The 16,482-nt window shown below is 67.3% G+C and carries 16 protein-coding genes and 1 tRNA gene; 11 read left to right on the forward strand and 6 right to left on the reverse strand.

Going from position 1 to position 16,482, the window contains the following annotated elements; translation table 11 throughout:
• The first annotated feature begins 1 nt into the window (after position 1).
• A tRNA-Met gene (locus OU998_RS02695) sits at positions 2-78 on the forward strand.
• Positions 79-256: 178 nt separating this feature from the next.
• Here the strand turns inward: OU998_RS02695 and OU998_RS02700 are convergent.
• Positions 257-460 carry a hypothetical protein gene (locus OU998_RS02700; protein ID WP_267515309.1) on the reverse strand — a complete coding sequence of 68 codons (204 nt, stop codon included), beginning with the start codon at positions 458-460 and terminating at the stop codon, positions 257-259.
• 188 nt (positions 461-648) lie between these two features.
• Here OU998_RS02700 and OU998_RS02705 point away from each other — a divergent pair, with 188 nt between their 5' ends.
• Positions 649-960, forward strand: coding sequence for a hypothetical protein (locus OU998_RS02705; RefSeq protein ID WP_267515310.1), 312 nt, complete (start codon positions 649-651; stop codon positions 958-960).
• 7 nt (positions 961-967) lie between these two features.
• Here OU998_RS02705 and OU998_RS02710 read toward each other — a convergent pair whose 3' ends face one another.
• On the reverse strand, positions 968-1,633 hold the full coding sequence (locus OU998_RS02710; protein ID WP_267515311.1) for a TlpA family protein disulfide reductase: 666 nt from the start codon (positions 1,631-1,633) through the stop codon (positions 968-970).
• Between the two features lie 70 nt (positions 1,634-1,703).
• Between OU998_RS02710 and argH the strand changes: the two genes are divergently transcribed.
• The 5 genes from argH (at position 1,704) to OU998_RS02735 (ending at position 6,354) form a co-directional block, all read left to right on the forward strand.
• Complete coding sequence (gene argH, locus OU998_RS02715) at positions 1,704-3,068, forward strand: argininosuccinate lyase (protein WP_420709784.1); 1,365 nt, start codon at positions 1,704-1,706, stop codon at positions 3,066-3,068.
• Positions 3,065-3,295 (forward strand): hypothetical protein, encoded by a 231-nt coding sequence (locus OU998_RS02720; RefSeq protein WP_267515313.1) that lies wholly within the window; start codon positions 3,065-3,067, stop codon positions 3,293-3,295. Before argH ends, OU998_RS02720 begins: the two co-directional genes overlap by 4 nt.
• A gap of 6 nt (positions 3,296-3,301) precedes the next feature.
• Positions 3,302-4,576 (forward strand): diaminopimelate decarboxylase, encoded by a 1,275-nt coding sequence (gene lysA / locus OU998_RS02725; protein ID WP_267515314.1) that lies wholly within the window; start codon positions 3,302-3,304, stop codon positions 4,574-4,576.
• Between the two features lie 49 nt (positions 4,577-4,625).
• The gene (locus OU998_RS02730) at positions 4,626-5,282 is read left to right on the forward strand and encodes a hypothetical protein (RefSeq protein ID WP_267515315.1); all 657 of its coding nucleotides are present in this window, start codon (positions 4,626-4,628) and stop codon (positions 5,280-5,282) included.
• 79 nt (positions 5,283-5,361) lie between these two features.
• Positions 5,362-6,354: a cation diffusion facilitator family transporter gene (locus OU998_RS02735; protein WP_267515316.1), complete on the forward strand. Its 993-nt coding sequence runs from the start codon at positions 5,362-5,364 to the stop codon at positions 6,352-6,354.
• Positions 6,355-6,523: 169 nt separating this feature from the next.
• Here OU998_RS02735 and OU998_RS02740 read toward each other — a convergent pair whose 3' ends face one another.
• Positions 6,524-7,381, reverse strand: a complete 858-nt coding sequence (locus OU998_RS02740; RefSeq protein WP_267515317.1) for a glutamate racemase — start codon at positions 7,379-7,381, stop codon at positions 6,524-6,526.
• 128 nt (positions 7,382-7,509) lie between these two features.
• Between OU998_RS02740 and OU998_RS02745 the strand changes: the two genes are divergently transcribed.
• The gene (locus OU998_RS02745) at positions 7,510-9,693 is read left to right on the forward strand and encodes a M3 family metallopeptidase (protein ID WP_267515318.1); all 2,184 of its coding nucleotides are present in this window, start codon (positions 7,510-7,512) and stop codon (positions 9,691-9,693) included.
• 79 nt (positions 9,694-9,772) lie between these two features.
• On the opposite strand, the gene OU998_RS02750 is transcribed toward OU998_RS02745, so the two are convergent.
• Positions 9,773-10,054 carry a UrcA family protein gene (locus OU998_RS02750; RefSeq protein ID WP_267515319.1) on the reverse strand — a complete coding sequence of 94 codons (282 nt, stop codon included), beginning with the start codon at positions 10,052-10,054 and terminating at the stop codon, positions 9,773-9,775.
• Positions 10,055-10,296: 242 nt separating this feature from the next.
• Between OU998_RS02750 and OU998_RS02755 the strand changes: the two genes are divergently transcribed.
• Positions 10,297-11,262 (forward strand): magnesium and cobalt transport protein CorA, encoded by a 966-nt coding sequence (locus tag OU998_RS02755; protein WP_267515320.1) that lies wholly within the window; start codon positions 10,297-10,299, stop codon positions 11,260-11,262.
• Positions 11,263-11,307: 45 nt separating this feature from the next.
• Here the strand turns inward: OU998_RS02755 and OU998_RS02760 are convergent, their stop codons facing one another.
• Positions 11,308-11,643: a UrcA family protein gene (locus OU998_RS02760; RefSeq protein WP_267515321.1), complete on the reverse strand. Its 336-nt coding sequence runs from the start codon at positions 11,641-11,643 to the stop codon at positions 11,308-11,310.
• A 138-nt stretch (positions 11,644-11,781) separates the two neighbouring features.
• On the reverse strand, positions 11,782-14,481 hold the full coding sequence (ppc, locus tag OU998_RS02765; RefSeq protein ID WP_324287974.1) for a phosphoenolpyruvate carboxylase: 2,700 nt from the start codon (positions 14,479-14,481) through the stop codon (positions 11,782-11,784).
• 171 nt (positions 14,482-14,652) lie between these two features.
• Here ppc and OU998_RS02770 point away from each other — a divergent pair, with 171 nt between their 5' ends.
• Positions 14,653-15,849, forward strand: coding sequence for a divergent polysaccharide deacetylase family protein (locus OU998_RS02770; protein ID WP_267516685.1), 1,197 nt, complete (start codon positions 14,653-14,655; stop codon positions 15,847-15,849).
• A 118-nt stretch (positions 15,850-15,967) separates the two neighbouring features.
• Positions 15,968-16,444, forward strand: coding sequence for an RNA pyrophosphohydrolase (locus OU998_RS02775; RefSeq protein WP_267515324.1), 477 nt, complete (start codon positions 15,968-15,970; stop codon positions 16,442-16,444).
• Positions 16,445-16,482 lie beyond the last annotated feature (38 nt).

Raw genomic sequence — 16,482 nt, forward strand, 5'->3', positions numbered from 1 at the left:
CGACTGGGTAGCTCAGATGGTTAGAGCGGTGGATTCATAACCCACAGGTCGGCGGTTCGATCCCGCCTCCAGTCACCACTCCAGCGGTAGTGAAGATATTGCATCTTCCATTCACGTGGCATTCTTTTTGGAATACGCGCTTCGTAATGTTTGACGCTGCTTTGTTGGGCGGTTCGGCGATATGCGGGTGAATTTGTTGCGTCTCGCTATGAATAAGTCCGCCCCCAAGGGGCGGACTTATTCAGCTGTGGGAATATTACTCTATAGTGTCTACTAGTCCTTCGATGCATCTCAGCAATGCGGCGTCGGCAGCAGCCTCACACGGTCCGTATCCGCCACAGCCCGCTACGCTTAGCTGATACTTCATGACGCACTCACTGTAGCTGGCGGCGTTTGCGTTCGGCACACTCACAAGCATAGAGCCGACGAAGGCTGCGGTGATGATGATTTTCTTGATCATGCTGTCCTCCGAGCGGGAGCCCAATCCCCTCCATTAGTCATGCATGAGCGCTGGGCAGTCGCAACCGAAGCTCCTTCAAATTATCGGGAGGAACCTAAGCTCGGTAGGCATAGGGGGCGCTGGTGCAACTGCACGCCAGAGGTCGCGTTATTTACGCGTAATTTAAAAGCCCTGACCGGAGAAATCTCATGACCATCTGTACGAAGGCCCTGCTGGCCGCCGCCGCCGCCGTCTTGTCGCTGGGTGCCGCTGCTTGCACCGAGGCTGAGCAGGAAAACACCGAGGCCCATGCCGAGGCGGCCGCCGACAATACGGCTGATGCGGCTGCCCAGGCCGGCGAAGTGATCGAATCCGGCGCCATGAAGGCCGCGCGGGCGGTCGAGACCGGCGCCGGCAATGTCGCCGACGAGCTGGAGGAAAATCAGGCCGAGGCCGCCGCCGAGGGCAAACCCGGCGCCGTGAACCCGAACACCGACCAGCGCGTGCCGGCCGAAAACTGAGCCCCGATCAGACGGCGGGCGTAGTCCCGGCGACGGGCGCGCCTTCCGCCAGCAGGGCGTCGATCAGGGCGTGGGCCTCGGGGCTGTTCCAGTCGGCCTCGCCCGAGAAGGTCGCGCGGATCCGGCCTTCGCGATCCAGGAAGATGGTCTGGGGCATCTTGCCCTTGCCCGGAAACTCGAACGGCAGCTGGAATTTCAGGTCGCTATACAGCGGCAGAGGTTCATGCACGTCGATGAAGCTCTTGGCGTCGGCCAGGGCGTCGGCCGAGGCGTCGACGTTGATCGGCAGGACGATCAGGTCCTCGTTCGCCTGATAGGACTTGGCCAGGGCCGCCAGGGTCGGCATTTCGGTCCGGCACGGGGCGCACCACATGGCCCACAGATTGACCACCACCACCTTGCCCTCGAAGGTCGAGAACCGCACCGCCGTGCCGTTGCGGTCGCGGAACATGTATTCCGGCGCGGTCTTCAGATCGGTCGGCGTCTCCAGCGACGCCAGGGGGCCGACGGCGAACCGGGCCAGATCGCTTTTCGCAACAGGCGTCGTCTGGGGTTGCGCCTTCTGCCTATGATTGGCGTATAGCGACATCGCCAAGCCGCCGACGCCGGCAAGCGTGCTGAACAGCACGAGCGCGCCGACGACCGCCCAGATCGCCTTTCTCGAGCCATTCATGACAGACGCCGCCTCCGATACCGCCCAAGCCAGTGCTTCTAAGGCCCCGGCAAAGCCCGCAGGTCAAGACATGTGGGGCGGTCGCTTTTCGTCACGGCCCGCCGAGATCATGCAGGCCATCAACGTCTCCATCGGCGTGGACCAACGTCTGTGGGCGCAGGATCTGGCCGGATCGCGCGCCCATTGCCGCATGCTGGCCAAACAGGGCGTCATCCAGCCGGCCGACGCCGAGGCCATTCTGGGCGGGCTGGACGCCATCGAGGCTGAGATCGTCGGCGGGACATTCCCGTTCCGTGACCAGTTCGAGGACATCCACATGAATGTGGAGGCCCGGCTGTCGGAGCTGATCGGCGAACCCTCGGGCCGGCTGCACACCGCCCGCAGCCGTAACGACCAGGTCGCGGTCGATTTCCGTCTGTGGGTTCGCGACGCCGCCGACCGCACCATCGCCCAACTCAAGGCCCTCCAGGCCGCCCTGTTGGATCGGGCCGAACAGCACGCCGGCGACCTGATGCCCGGTTTCACCCATTTGCAGACCGCCCAGCCCGTCACCCTGGGCCACCATCTGATGGCCTATGTCGAGATGTTCGGCCGCGACGCCGGCCGGTTCGCTGACGCTCGGACGCGGATGAACGAAAGCCCCCTGGGCGCCGCCGCCCTGGCCGGTTCGCCCTTCCCGATTGACCGTCATATGACAGCGGCCGAGCTGGGCTTCGACCGGCCGATGGCCAATTCGCTGGACGCCGTGTCGGACCGCGACTTCGCCTTGGAAAGCCTGGCCGCCGCCTCGATCACGGCGGGCCACCTGTCGCGCATGGCCGAAGAGATCGTGGTCTGGATGACGCCGATGTTCGGCTTCGCCAGCCTGCCGGACGATCTGACGACGGGGTCGTCGATCATGCCGCAAAAGCGCAATCCCGATGCGGCCGAACTGGTCCGGGCCAAGACCGGCCGGATCCTGGGCTCGCTGGTCGCCCTGTCGACCGTGATGAAGGGTCTGCCGCTCGCCTATTCCAAGGACATGCAGGAGGACAAACCGCCGGTGTTCGAGGCGTTTGACGCCCTGGACCTGGCCCTGGTCGCCATGACCGCCATGGTCTCGGCCCTGCGGCCCAATACCGAACGGATGGCGGCCGCCGCCGGCGCCGGCTTCTCGACTGCGACCGACTTGGCCGACTGGCTGGTGCGCGAACTGAACCTGCCCTTCCGCAAGGCGCACCACGTAACGGGGGCGGCGGTGAAACAGGCCGAGGCGATGGGCGTGGACCTGTCGCAACTGCCTTTGGAAGAAATGCAGAAACTCGAGCCGGGGATCACGGAAGCGGTTTACAAGGTGCTGACCGCCGAGGCTTCGTGCCAGAGCCGTCAGAGCTATGGCGGCACCGCGCCGGAACAGGTCCGCGCGCGCATCGCCGACTGGAGAGCCCGCCTATGAAGAAGACCCTGATCCTCGCGGGCCTGCTCGCCCTGTCGGCCGCCGGCTGCGGCCGTATGGCCGATCTGGAATCGCCGGTGCGCGAGACCGAGCGCGCCACCCGCAGCAGCCGCGCCCCCGGCCTGCCCGAGCCGGCCACCCTCAACCGCCCGTCCAGCAGCGTGCCGATCGACGGCGGTCCCAACAACCCGATCGGCGCCGGCGCCGCCCAGAACGATCCCCGCTAGGCCCCCTTGCATCATTTCGACCTGAAGGACGGCGCCCTCCATGCCGAGGGCGTGCCGCTTGAAATCATCGCCGACGAGGTGGGCACGCCCGTCTATGTCTATTCCACCGCGACGCTGAAGCGGCACTATGGCCTGCTGCGCGCGGCGGCGGATGCGCACCGCGAAGCCCTGGGCGAGGCCCTGATCGCCTTCGCGGTCAAGGCCAACTCCAACCTGTCGGTGCTGGCGACCCTGGCCAAGCTGGGTTCGGGCGCCGACACCGTGTCCGAGGGCGAGATCCGTCGCGCCCTGGCGGCGGGCGTCCCCGCCGACCGGATCATCTTCTCCGGCGTCGGCAAGACGGATGTCGAGATGGTCTTCGCCATCAGCGTCGGCGTGCGCCAGATCAATATCGAATCCGGGGCCGAACTGGACCGGCTGATCGCGGTCTCGGCCCTGATGCAGGCGTCGCCGGCCGTGGCGGTGCGGGTCAACCCCAATATCGGGGCCGGCGGTCACGCCAAGATCACCACCGGCGGCAAGGGCGACAAGTTCGGCGTGCCGGTCGAGGAGGCGATGGCCCTCTACGCCCGCGCCTCGGCCTCGCCCCATGTCACGCCCGTCGGCCTGGCCTGCCATATCGGCAGCCAGATCACCGACCTGGCCCCGCTGGAGGCCGCCTTTACGGTTCTGGCCCAGATGACCCGCGATCTGCGGGCCCAGGGCCATGCGGTGACGCGGCTGGACCTGGGCGGCGGCCTGGGCGTGCCCTATTCGGGCGGGGTCGAACCGCCGTCGCCGGCCGACTATGTGGCCATGGCCGCGCGGGTTCTGTCCGGCCTGGACGTCGAGGCGGCGTTCGAGCCCGGCCGGCTGCTGGCCGCCAACGCCGGGGTGCTGCTCAGCCAGGTGATCCAGGTCAACGAACGCTCGGACGGGCGGCGTTTCCTGGTGCTGGACGCAGCGATGAACGACCTGATGCGCCCGGCCCTGTACGACGCTTTCCACGACATCAAGCCGGTCAATCCGCGCTCCGGCGCCGCCCGCGCCCACGACGTGGTCGGCCCGGTCTGCGAGACCGGCGACACCTTCGCCCGCGACCGCGACCTGCCGCCGCTGGAGGCCGAGGATCTGGTGGTCTTCACTGGGGCCGGCGCCTATGGGGCGGTCATGTCCAGCGAATACAACAGCCGCCCCCTGGTGCCCGAGGTTCTGGTGGACGGCGACCAATGGGCCGTCATCCGGCCGCGCCCCACCTATGAGGATATGCTGGACCGGGAGCCCTTCGCCGACTGGCTGTGAGGTGGAATTGGTCTCGATTGTTACAAAGTAACGATGTATAGGCCCGCGAATGTCGCCCGCCCACGACTCCTCTGTGCTGCTGTCCCTGCTCGGGGGCGGCTTTGTCGCGGCCTTCCTGCACGCGGCCCTGCCGACCCACTGGCTGCCCTTCACCCTGGTGGGGCGGGCGCAGGGCTGGCGGGCGTCGCGGGTGCTGTTGGCGGTGACGGCGGCGGGCCTGGCCCATATTGCGACGACGGCGGTGGTCGGCGGCCTGATCGTGGCGGCGGGCCTGGCCCTGGATCAGTGGGTCGAGGGGCTTTTGCCCCATCTCGCGGCCGTACTGCTGTTCCTGTTCGGCGCCTTCTATCTGGCGCGGGCGACCCTGCTGCGTCCGGCGACGGCCGGCGGGCCGCAGATGGAGGTCGCCACCCCGGCGGTCTCCAACAAGGCGGCCTTCCTGGGCCTGGTGGCCATGATGGCGGTGTCGCCGGGCGAGGTCTTGCTGCCCATCTATCTGTCCTCGGCCTCGCAAGGCTTCGCCGCCCTAGCCCTGCTGACCCTGGTCTTTGCCGTCGGCACGATTGCGGGCATGGCGGTGTTCACGGCTATGGCCAGCGCGGGGGCCTCGATCCTGCGGTTGGAGCGGTGGGCGCGATATGAGGGCGCGATTCTGGGTCTGGCCCTGATCGCCCTGGGCCTGCTCGTCGCCCTGCATCAGCACTGACGAGGCATTACATGATAACATTCAATGCGTTATCATGTACCAGCTTGGCCATTCGCGGAAATGGCGTATAGGCGGAAGCATGAGCGCCCCGCACAAACACGATCACGCCGATCACGATCACGATCACGATCATGACCATGACAGTGGTCATGGGCACGACCATCATCACCACGGTCATTCCCACGCGCACGGGCACGCCCATGGTCCGGTCGATACCGGCGACTGGCGCTACGCCGTCGGCCTGGTCGTCAATCTGGCCTTCGTCGTCTGTGAGTTCTCAGCCGGACTGATCGCGGATTCCACCGCCCTGCTGGCTGACGCCGGGCATAATCTGTCGGATGTCCTGGGCCTGGCCATGGCGGGCGGCGCGGCCTGGCTGGCGCGGCGCGGGGCGCATGGGGCGGCGGGCGGCCGTCGCACCTACGGCTTCGGCAAGGCGACGGTCCTGGCGGCCCTGGGCAACGCCCTGCTGCTGATCTTCGCCTGCGGGGCCATCGCTTTCGAGGCCGTCCGGCGGTTTGCAGAACCCGCGCCGGTCGGCTCGGGCGTGATCATGACGGTGGCGGCCATCGGCTTCTTCATCAATCTGGGCACGGCGCTTCTGTTCATGAAGTCCCAGCACGACCTGAACGCGCGCGGCGCCTATCTGCACATGATGGCCGACGCCGGGGTGTCGCTGGGCGTGGTCGCGGCCGGCGGGCTGATCCTGCTGACCGGCTGGTCCCTGGTCGATCCCTTGGTCAGCCTGGTCATTGTCGCCGTGATCCTGTGGTCGACCTGGGGCCTGCTGAAGGACTCGGTCAATCTGGCCATGGACGGGGCGCCCGGCGACGTGGACGTGGCCAGGCTGGAAAAGGCGCTGCTGGGGCTGGCGGGCGTGCGCGCGGTCCACGACCTGCACGTCTGGGGCCTGTCCACCACCGAGACCGCCCTGACCGCCCATCTGGTCCACGACCGCGAGGACGGGAACGCCCTGCTGATCGAGGCCCAGGCGCTGGCGAAACGCCATTCGATCCATCACACCACGCTTCAGCTGGAAAGCGAGGCCCTGCCGGATTGTCCGGGGTGTTGAGTTCCACCCACCCCCACAACCGTCATCCTAGGCCTTGTGCCTAGGATCCATACTCCCGGTGTCGGACTATGAGCCGCAGACGGCGCCGTTCTTCTCTATGCGGCGGGGCCTGAGTCTATGGATCCTAGGCACAAGGCCTAGGATGACGGTGCGTGGGTAGAATGCGCCCCTAAGCCCGCGCGAACGCCAACGGCGCGCCCCAGAACTGGGACACCATCTCCGACTGCGGGCCGGCCTGGCCCGTCGTCAGGAAGTCGCGGCGGCCGCTGTCGCCCAGTTCGAACTCGGGATGCCGCGCGAAATACCGCTCCAGCGCATCGGCCACGGCCGTCGGCTGGTCGATCAGCACCGTTCCCGCCGGCAGGGCGTCGGCGAACAGTTCGGCGATGATCTCATAGTGGGTGCAGCCCAGGATGGCCTTGTCCGGATGGCGGCCGATGCGGCGGCGCAGGGCGTCGACATGGTCGTCCACCACCACCTTCAGCTCCTCGCGCGGGGCGCCCAGCTCGATCAGGCCGGCCAGGCCGGGGCAGGGTTCGGAAAAGACGGCGATGTCCTCGCGTCGCTTGTCGATCTCGATCTCGAACACGCGGCTGATGGCGGTGGCGGCGGTGCAGAAGACACCGGTTATGTCGATGGCCTCGACCTTCTCGCCCTCTTGGGGTCGCTCCGCCTCGAAGCTCCAGGGCTTGCCCGTGGCCGCCTCGATGGTCGGCACGATGATGCCCAGCACATTGACCGGCCGGCCCAGCCGCTCGCGCAGCCCGGGGATCCAGGTCTGTTGCAGGCGACGCAGGGCGATGGCGCTGGCGGTGTTGCAGGCCAGTACGACGATCGAGGCCCCGGCCTCGAACAGCCGCTCGCATCCCGCCTTGGTCAGTTCGACGATGTCCTCGCCGCCGCGCCCGCCATAGGGGGCGTGGGCCTGGTCGGCCAGATAGACGAAGTCGCGCTGCGGAAAGCGCCGGGTCAGTTCGCGATGGACGGTCAGCCCGCCCACGCCGGAGTCGAAAACGCCAATAGCCATGACCGCGCTTTAGAACAGTGCGACGATCGATCCAACAAGATTACGGGCCTTTAACGCGCCGCGCAGGTGACGATCCGCCCCAGCGCGCCTAAGTGTAACCTCGACATGATTTTCCCACGGAGCATTCCATGCACAGACGCCAGCTTCTCATCGCGGGCGGCGGCCTGATGGCCCTGTCGGCCTGCGCCACCGCCGGAACCGTCTCCGCCTCCGGCGCAACGACGCCGCCCGCCATGGATTTGGCGCAAGAGGCCCGTATCGCCCGCGCCGTCCTGCCCGCTGCGACGCCCAAGGCCGAACTGCTCCAGCCCTGGACCGGCGCCTACGACGGCCTGCCGCCGTTCGACAAGGTGACCCCGGCCAAGCTGCGGGAAGCCATGCTGGAAGGCATCGAGCTGCAACGCGCCGACATCGCCGCCATCGCCAACAACCCGGAAGCCCCCACCTTCGCCAACACCATGACGGCGCTGGAACTGGCCGGCGAGCCGCTGGACCGGGCGTCCAACCTCTATGGCGTCATGACCTCCAATATCGGCGGCGAGGCCTATGACGCCGTCGATACCGAGCTGTCGCCCATCCTGTCGGCGGCCTCGGACGAGATCACCTTCAACGAAAAACTGTTCCAGCGCGTCAAGACCATCGCCGACAACGCCGACGCCATGGGCCTGAGCGCCCAGCAGACGCGTCTGGCCGAGCGTCGCCGCGACGCCTTCATCCGTTCGGGCGCCAATCTGGACGCGGCCGGCAAGGCCGAGCTGGGCCGGATCAACACCGCCCTGTCCAACGCCTTCACCCGCTTCGGCCAGAAGGTCGTCGCCGACGAGAACGCCTGGACCCTGATCCCGAACGAAGCCGGCCTGGCCGGTCTGCCCGCCTCGAACAAGGCCGCCGCCGCCTCGGCCGCGCGCAGCCGCAATCTGCAGGGCTGGGCCATTCTGAACACCCGTTCGGCCGTCGATCCCTTCCTGACCTTCGCCGACGACCGGGGCCTGCGCGAGCAGGTCTGGAAGAAGTTCGTCAACCGCGGCGACAACGGCGACGCCAACGACACCAATGCGACCATCGCCGAGATCGTGAAACTGCGCGACCAGCGGGCCAAGCTGCTGGGCTATCGCAACCATGCCGAACTGCGCATGCAGGACACCATGGCCAAGACCCCGGCCAATGCGCAGAGCCTGATGGATCGCGTCTGGGCCCCGGCCAAGGCCCGCGTCGCCGAAGAGGTCGCCGACATGAAGGCGATCGCCGGTTTCGACATCGAGCCCTGGGACTATCTCTACTTCGCCGAGAAGGTTCGTAAGGCCAAGTACGACCTGGATCAGAACCAGCTGAAACCCTATTTCGAACTGAACGCGGTGCGCGCCGGCTCCTTCGCCATGGCCGAGCGTCTGTACGGCTTCAAGTTCACTCAACTGCCCAAGGGTTCGGTCCCGACCTTCGAACCGGACGTCGAGGTCTATGAGCTGCACGACAAGGCCACCGGCAAGCTGATCGGCCTGTATTACACCGACGACTACGCCCGTCCGGGCAAGCGTTCGGGCGCCTGGATGACCACATACCGGTCCTTCTCGACCCTGGACGGCTCCAAGGTGATCCTGGGCTCGAACAACAACAACTTCACCAAGCCCGAGCCCGGCGAGCCGGTGCTGATCTCGCTGGACGACGCCGAGACCCTGTTCCACGAGTTCGGCCACACCCTGCATTACTTTTCGTCGAACGTGACCTATCCCTCGTTCGGCAATACGCCGCGCGACTTCGTCGAATATCCGTCGCAGGTGCACGAGCACTGGGTGCTGAGCCGGCCGATCCTGGACGGCTATCTGAAACACTATCAGACGCACGAGCCCATGCCCCAGGCCCTGGTCGACAAGATCCAGGCCTCGTCGACCTTCAACCAGGGCTATGCGACGGTCAGCTATCTGTCCTCGGCCATCGTCGACATGGACCTGCACACCCAGGCCACGCCCCCGACCGATATCGACGCCTTCGAGAAGGCCAGCCTGGCGCGCATCGGCATGCCCAAGGAGATCGTGATGCGGCACCGCCTGCCGCAGTTCAATCACCTGTTCACGTCCGACGGCTATTCCGCCGGCTACTACAGCTACCTGTGGTCCGAGACGATGGACGCCGACACCTGGGCCTATTTCGAGGAGTCGGGCGACGTCTTCAATCCGGATATCGCCGGCCGCTTCAAGTCGCTCATGCTGGCCCCGGGCAACACCACCGACCGCGCCGAAGCCTACCGCGCCTTCCGCGGTCGCGACCCGGACGTCGCCGCCCTGCTGAAGGTCCGGGGCTTCCCGGTGTCCTGATCAGGCACGGGCCTAAAGCTTACGGCGAAAGCCGATAACGGGGACGCCGTCGGACATCGGTCCGGCGGCGTCCTGCGTTTCAGGCCTCGAACGAGCGGCTGCCCCGGGCGTATTCGGTCCGGGCCCGCGCCGGCAGGTTCGACAGGGCCTCCTCGCGCACGCCTGCGCGGCAAGCGAGTTGTTCGAGGGGCGTGCGGTTCGCGCACAGTTGGTTGGCTGCCTGACGAATGCGGGTGTCCAGCCGCGCCGCGCCTTCGCGGGTGGCCAGGTCCAGATCCCCATAGGAGATGCGAAGGTCGGAAGCGGAGGCGGCGCTGGCGGCCATGACAACGGCGGCAGTTAGAGAGACAATCCTGAACATGATCCTGTTTCCTTTTTTCCACCCCTCTGTCGGCTGGGGCAGTGAAAGGTGGCGTAGAACCGCATCCAAACGGCGAAGCTTCCGCGGCGGAAACACGGCGGATTCACAATTCGATGTCATGACATTTTCGACAGGCGAGCCTGGCCGCGAGGCTCTTTGACGTCAGGCCGCCTCGCCCTCCATTTCGTCAGCCGCCGGCATGGCCTAAGGCGTAGGCAGCGCATCCGTTTGCAGGAGATTCCATGACTGTCGTCGCCTCCTACGTCTACAAGGACGGCCAGCGCGTGCGGGCGGGGTCGCTGACGCCGAAGGGGCTGGCCCTGAAGCCGGGCGAGTTCGTCTGGATCGGTCTGCACGACCCGACCGACGCCGAGTTCGATGTCCTGGTGAAACGGTTCCACCTTCACCCCCTGGCGGTGGAAGACGCCCTGTCGGCCCACCAGATGCCCAAGGTCGAGGTCTATGGCCACGAGCTTTTCGTCGTCGCCCGCACCGCTGAAAAGGTGGATGACGTCATCAGCTATGGCGAGACCCACGTCTTCGTCGGGACGGACCATGTCATAACGATCCGCCACGGCTCGGACCGGTCGCACACGGCCCTGCGCGCCCAGCTGGAAGCCGCGCCCGAGCAACTTCAGGCGGGGCCGGATTTCGTCCTGCACGGGGTGCTGGACTTCATCGCCGACGCCTATGTGCCCATCGTCGACGGCGCCGAGGACAGTGTGCTGGAACTGGAGCAGAGGGCCCTGGACGCCTTCCTGTCGCGCGGCGAGATCCGCCGCCTGTTCACCCTGCGCCGCGAACTGCTGAAGTTCCGTCGCATTCTGGGGCCGATGGAAGAGGTGGCGGGCAAGCTGCAGTCGCTGGACCTGCCCTGTATCGATCCGAACGTCCGTCCCTATTTCCGCGACATCGGCGACCATGTGCGGCGGGTGAACAGCCGTCTGAACGGGCTGACGGAAATTTTGGGTTCGGTGTTCGAGGTCGCCAATCTGCTGGAGCAGCAACGTCAGGGCGTCATCACCCGCAAGCTGGCGTCCTGGGCGGCGCTTCTGGCCGTGCCCACGGCCATCGCCGGCATTTACGGCATGAATTTCGAATTCATGCCGGAGCTGCACTGGCGCTACGGCTATGCGCTGGTGATGGGCCTGATCGTCGCCGTCTGCCTCGGCCTCTACATCACCTTCAAACGCACCAAATGGCTTTAGGCCACTGAACCGGCGAAGGGCGGCGCGCCCCTCGCCGGCCTGGGGTCAGCTATTGACGAACAGACCGACGACCTGGGCGACCTGACGCGCGCCGCGGGGGGCGCGCGCATATTCGACCTGACGCGAACGCGGCAGTTGACGCATCGCTTCGGCCCGAACGGCCGAGCGGCAGGCCTGGCTGCGCACGATCCGGCTGCCCGGTATCGTGAAGTTGCGGCACAGGCCGGCGGCGGCCTGGTCGATGCGAGCGTCGAAGGCGGCGGCGCCGGCGGCCGTGGACAGGTCCAGATCGCGGAAGGCGATCGAGGCCTCGTTCTGGGCCAGGGCGGGGGATACGGACAGGACGGCGACAACGAAGAGAGCGGGGGAGAGAACCTTCATCGCTTTGCTCCTAAGAGAAAGATAATCGCTCGAGACGGCGACGAAGGCGCAATACGCGTGTTGTGTAACAGCGCGATGAGGGTTCCGGCGCCGATCCAAGACAGTCCGATTAAATCGCCGTCATTGTAATGGCCGCAATCAGCCGCTGTTGCGCAGCCCCGCCGCCACTCCGTTGATGGCCAACAGGATTCCCTCGCGCACCCGCGGATCCTCGTCGCCGGCGCGGCGGCGGCGGATCAGCTCGATCTGCACATGGTTCAACGGCTCGACATAGGGCATCCGCAGCCGGATCAGACGATCCAGCTCCGGCTGGCCGCCCAGCAGCTTGTCATGGCCGGTAATGGCCAGGATGGCGTCATGGGTCCTCTGCCACTCGTCGCGGATCTCGCCATAGATGCGGGCGGCCAGAGAGGCGTCGCTCACCAGGGTGGCGTAACGGCGGGCGACGGTCATGTCCGACTTGGCCATGACCATTTCCATGTTCTGGACCAGGGTGCGGAAGAAGGGCCAGACCTCGGCCATGGCCTTCAGTTCCGCCATGTCCTGGCCCTGGACCGCCGAACCGAAGCCGAACCAGCCGGGCAGCATGACCCGGCTCTGCGACCAGCTGAACACCCAGGGAATGGCCCGCAGATCCTCGATCCGGGTCGAGGCGGTGCGCGACGACGGGCGCGAGCCGATCTTCAGGTCGGCGATCTCGGCGATGGGGGTGGCGGCGCGGTAATAGTCGACGAAACCGTCGGTCTCATAGACCAGCTTGCGATAGGCGGCCATCGACCGGGCCGACAGGTCGGACAGGGTGGCGCCGTGGTCGGCGGTGAAGACATGATCCTTGCCCTGGCCCAGCGAGGCCAGGACGGCGCCGCAGGTCAGGGCGTCCAGATTGCGCAGGGCGATCTCGGGCTCGCCGTATTTGTTGGCGATGACCTCACCCTGTTCGGTGGTGCGGATCCGGCCCTGGACCGTGCCTTCCGGCTGGGCCAGGACGCCAGCGAAGGACGAGCCCCCGCCGCGCCCGACCGTGCCGCCGCGCCCGTGGAACAGCTGCAGCTTCAGACCGGCGGCTTGCGTCACCTCGACCAGGGCGCGCGAGGCCTCGTGCAACTCCCAGCCGGACGTCAGATAGGAGCCGTCCTTGTTGGAGTCCGAATAGCCGATCATCACCTCCTGCACGCCGCGCGCCTTGGCCACGGCCAGGGCGGACGGTTCCTTCAGCAGCCGTTCCAGGGTCGGACGCGAGGCGCGCAGATCCTCGATGGTCTCGAACAGGGGGGCGGCCTGGATCGGGCAGGCGGCCGGGTCCTCAGGGCGATAGAGGCCGACTTCCTTGAGCAGCAGATAGACCTCCAGCAGGTCCGAGGCCGCATCGGTCTTGGACACGATATGGGTGCGGATCGCCTGGGGCCCGAAGGCGGCCAGGGCGGCGGCGGCGGCCTGGAGAATGCCGCGCTCCTTCAGGGTCTCGGCGGCGTATTCGGCATAGGGGCTGAACAACTGGCGCGGCGAGGCCAGTTCGGCGGCCAGAACCGCCAGCCGGCCCTCTTCGTCCAGACCGGAATAGTCGGCGCAGACCCCGGCCGTCTTCAGCAGGTCGGCGACGACCCGTTCGTGGACGTCGGAGTTCTGGCGCAGGTCCAGGGTGGCCATGTGGAAGCCGAAGATCTCGACCGCCGTGATGAGATCGCTCAGCCGGTCGTCGGCGAAGACGCCGCCGTGGTGGTTCACCAGACTGTCGTGCAGGATCCTCAGATCGGCCTCGAAGGCGTCCGGGCCGGGATAGGGATCCGCCACGACGGCGGCGCGGCGGGGCGGGGGCGTGCCGCCCCGCGCCTCATAGGTGGCGGCCAGACGCGCGTAGACCCCGGTCAGGGCCCGTCGATAGGGTTCGTCGGCGCGTTGGGGCGACGGGTCGTGGGCGGCGTCGGCCAGGGCCGCCAGCTCGGGCGAGACCTGGGCCAGTTCGGCCGCCAGACTGAGCTCGGCCCCCAGGGCGTGAACCTCTTCCAGATAGAAGCCCAGCACCGCGCGCGACTGGGTGCGGAAGGCGGCGGCCAGCACCGTTCCATCGACGTTCGGATTGCCGTCGCGGTCGCCGCCGACCCAGGTGCCGACCCGCATGAAGGGCTGAAGCGTCGGCGCCTCCAGCAGACGACGCCAGGCCGACAACTGTTTGGGCGCGACCCGCAGGAAGATGCGGTCCAGGAAGGAGACGACGGTGTCGATCTCGTCCTGCACCACCAGTCCCTGGGTGCGGACCAGGCGCGTGGCCCACAGGATGACGATCTGGCGGCGCAGCGGCTCGTTGATCAGGGCCGGCGAACAGGCGTCCCCCGCCTTGTCGCAGGCGTCCAGAATGTCGGAAATGGCGGCGATCCGGTCGATGACGCTCTTGCGCCGGACCTCGGACGGGTGGGCGGTCAGCACCGGCGAGACCAGGGCCTCCTCCAGCAGGGCGCGCACCGCGGCCTTGTCCACCTTCTGCTCGGCCAGACGTTGCAGGGCGCCTTCGGGCGTATCCGGGCGGGCGCCGGCCACGGCCTGGCCCTGGGCGCGACGGCGGGTGGCGCGGTCCTCAGCGATATTGGCCAGAAGGGAGAACAGGGCGAAGCCGTGGGCCAGTCCGGCGGCCTGATCCACCGACATGGTGGTCAACAGCTTCTCCAGCCGCTTGGCCGGGTGGGAGGCCGGGTCGCGGTGATAGGCCACCGAGGCTTGCCGCACCGCCTCGACGTGGTCGAACAGGGCCTCGCCGCCCTCCTGACGAATGACGTCGCCCAGTATGCCGCCCAGCAGTCGGACTTCTTCGCGCAGGGCGTCGTCGGCGGCGGGCGTCATCATCGGCATATCCTAGGCGGCAGCAGGGAGATCGGCATGTGAAAGCCCCGAAACGCCCACGTCAACGCACGATCCATGACAACGGTCGATAGAAGCGGTTCATGGTGAACGGCCGTTAGGCTTTCTTAACCGACACGATGCAACACTGGGCATGAAGGATTCCGCCCCGTGTCCATGTTCGCCAAACGCCAGTCCGCCCTCGCCGCCGCCGCCGGGTCTCCGCCCGCAGCGCGTGGAAAACCGAGCCTGAAGCCCGTCGTCGCCGCGCTGAAGAAGCCGCCGGTGATCGCCGGTCTGGCCGGCCTGTTCCTGCTGTCCACCACCGCCCTGTTCCTGACCGTGCTGGGCGATCCGCATGCGGGCACGCCTTCGGCCCGTGTCGCCCTCCATCGCGAGGAAGCGGCGGCGACGCCGACGCCGGCCCCGACCGGGTTTGAGGCCTTCTCCATGGGGGCCATGGGCCTGTATCAGGACCTGACCGGAACTGGCGATCCGTCCGGCGCGGCGGGCGGCGAGGCCGTGATCACCCTGCCGGACGGCGCCACCGTCGCGGGCGGGGCCAGCTATACCGCCCCGGTCCAGCCCGCCTCGCCCCTGCCCAAGGCGCCGATCGCCGGCCTGGCCCAGCCGGGGCCCAGCGGACCCCTGCCGATGATCGCGCCCGACGGCCGCGTCCCGGCCCAGGCCTATGCCCGGCCCTTCCGCTCGAACGGCAAGCCGCGCGTGGCCCTGATCGTCGGCGGTCTGGGTCTGAACGCCGTCACCACCCGCGCCGCCATCGAACGTCTGCCGGCCGAGGTGACCCTCAGCTTCGTGCCCTATGCCGACAATCTCCAATCCTGGATCGACCAGGCCCGCGCCCAGGGCCACGAGGTCATGCTGGAAATGCCGATGGAGCCCAGCGGCTATCCCGACAACGACCCCGGCCCCTACACCCTGCTGGCTAGCGGAACCCCCGACGACGTCCAGGCCAAGATGGACTGGCTGCTGGGCCGGGCTGTCGGCTATTTCGGCGTGACCAACTATCTGGGCGACCGGTTCGCGACCTCGGACACGGGGATGAACGCCTTCCTCTCGACCCTGCGTCAGCGCGGGATCGCCTTCCTGGACGACGGCTCGTTCCAGCGCCGCCCCGGCGCCTGGGCCCGCGCCAGCGCCGACAAGGTGATCGACCAGACCCAGTCCCCCGCCGCCATCATCGCCGCCCTGAACAGTCTGGAAGCCCAGGCCAAGCTGCGCGGCGCGGCCCTGGGGACCGGCTTCTCCTATCCGGTGACGGTCGAGGCCGCCGCCCGCTGGACCGCCGGCCTGGAACAGCGCGGCCTGCAACTGGCTCCGGCGTCGGCCATGACCCTGCGGCCGGGGCGCTGATCGGTTTACGGTGTCTGGGGTTTTGGGTGAGTAGTGCTAGTGAGCAAGAGGTGAGCGACGGTGCGCCGGACAAGTCTCAGCTCACCCCTTGCTCACTAGCACTATTCACCAAGGCTCCATGACCAACCTCACCCTCTACCGCCCCAACGTCGGCGTCGTGCTGTTCAACGCCCAGGGCCAGGTCTGGTACGGCCGCCGCCACGCCACGGCCGGCCCGCATAACTGGCAGTTTCCGCAAGGCGGGGTGGACGAGGGCGAGGATCTGCTGGCCGCCGCCCTGCGCGAACTGCGCGAAGAGACGGGCGTGACCTCGGTCGAATTCCTGGCCCGGACCGACGACTGGATCCTGTATGACTTCCCGCCCGAGGCGATGAACAACGCCAAGGCCTGGCGCGGCTTCGTGGGCCAGCGCCAGCAATGGTTCGCCTTCCGCTTCACCGGTCAGGACAGCGAGATTGACCTGGCCGCCGACGACGAGATCGAGTTCGACGCCTGGCGCTGGGGCGCCCTGTCCGAGGCCTGCGACCTGATCGTGCCGTTCAAACGCCCGGCCTATGAACAGGTGGTCGCCGCCTTCGCGCATCTCGCGACATAAAAGAGGGCGGCGCGAACGCCGCCCTTTCCCGTTTGGAT

Origin of the sequence: Brevundimonas sp. SL130, assembly GCF_026625805.1 — a bacterium.
GTDB lineage: Bacteria > Pseudomonadota > Alphaproteobacteria > Caulobacterales > Caulobacteraceae > Brevundimonas.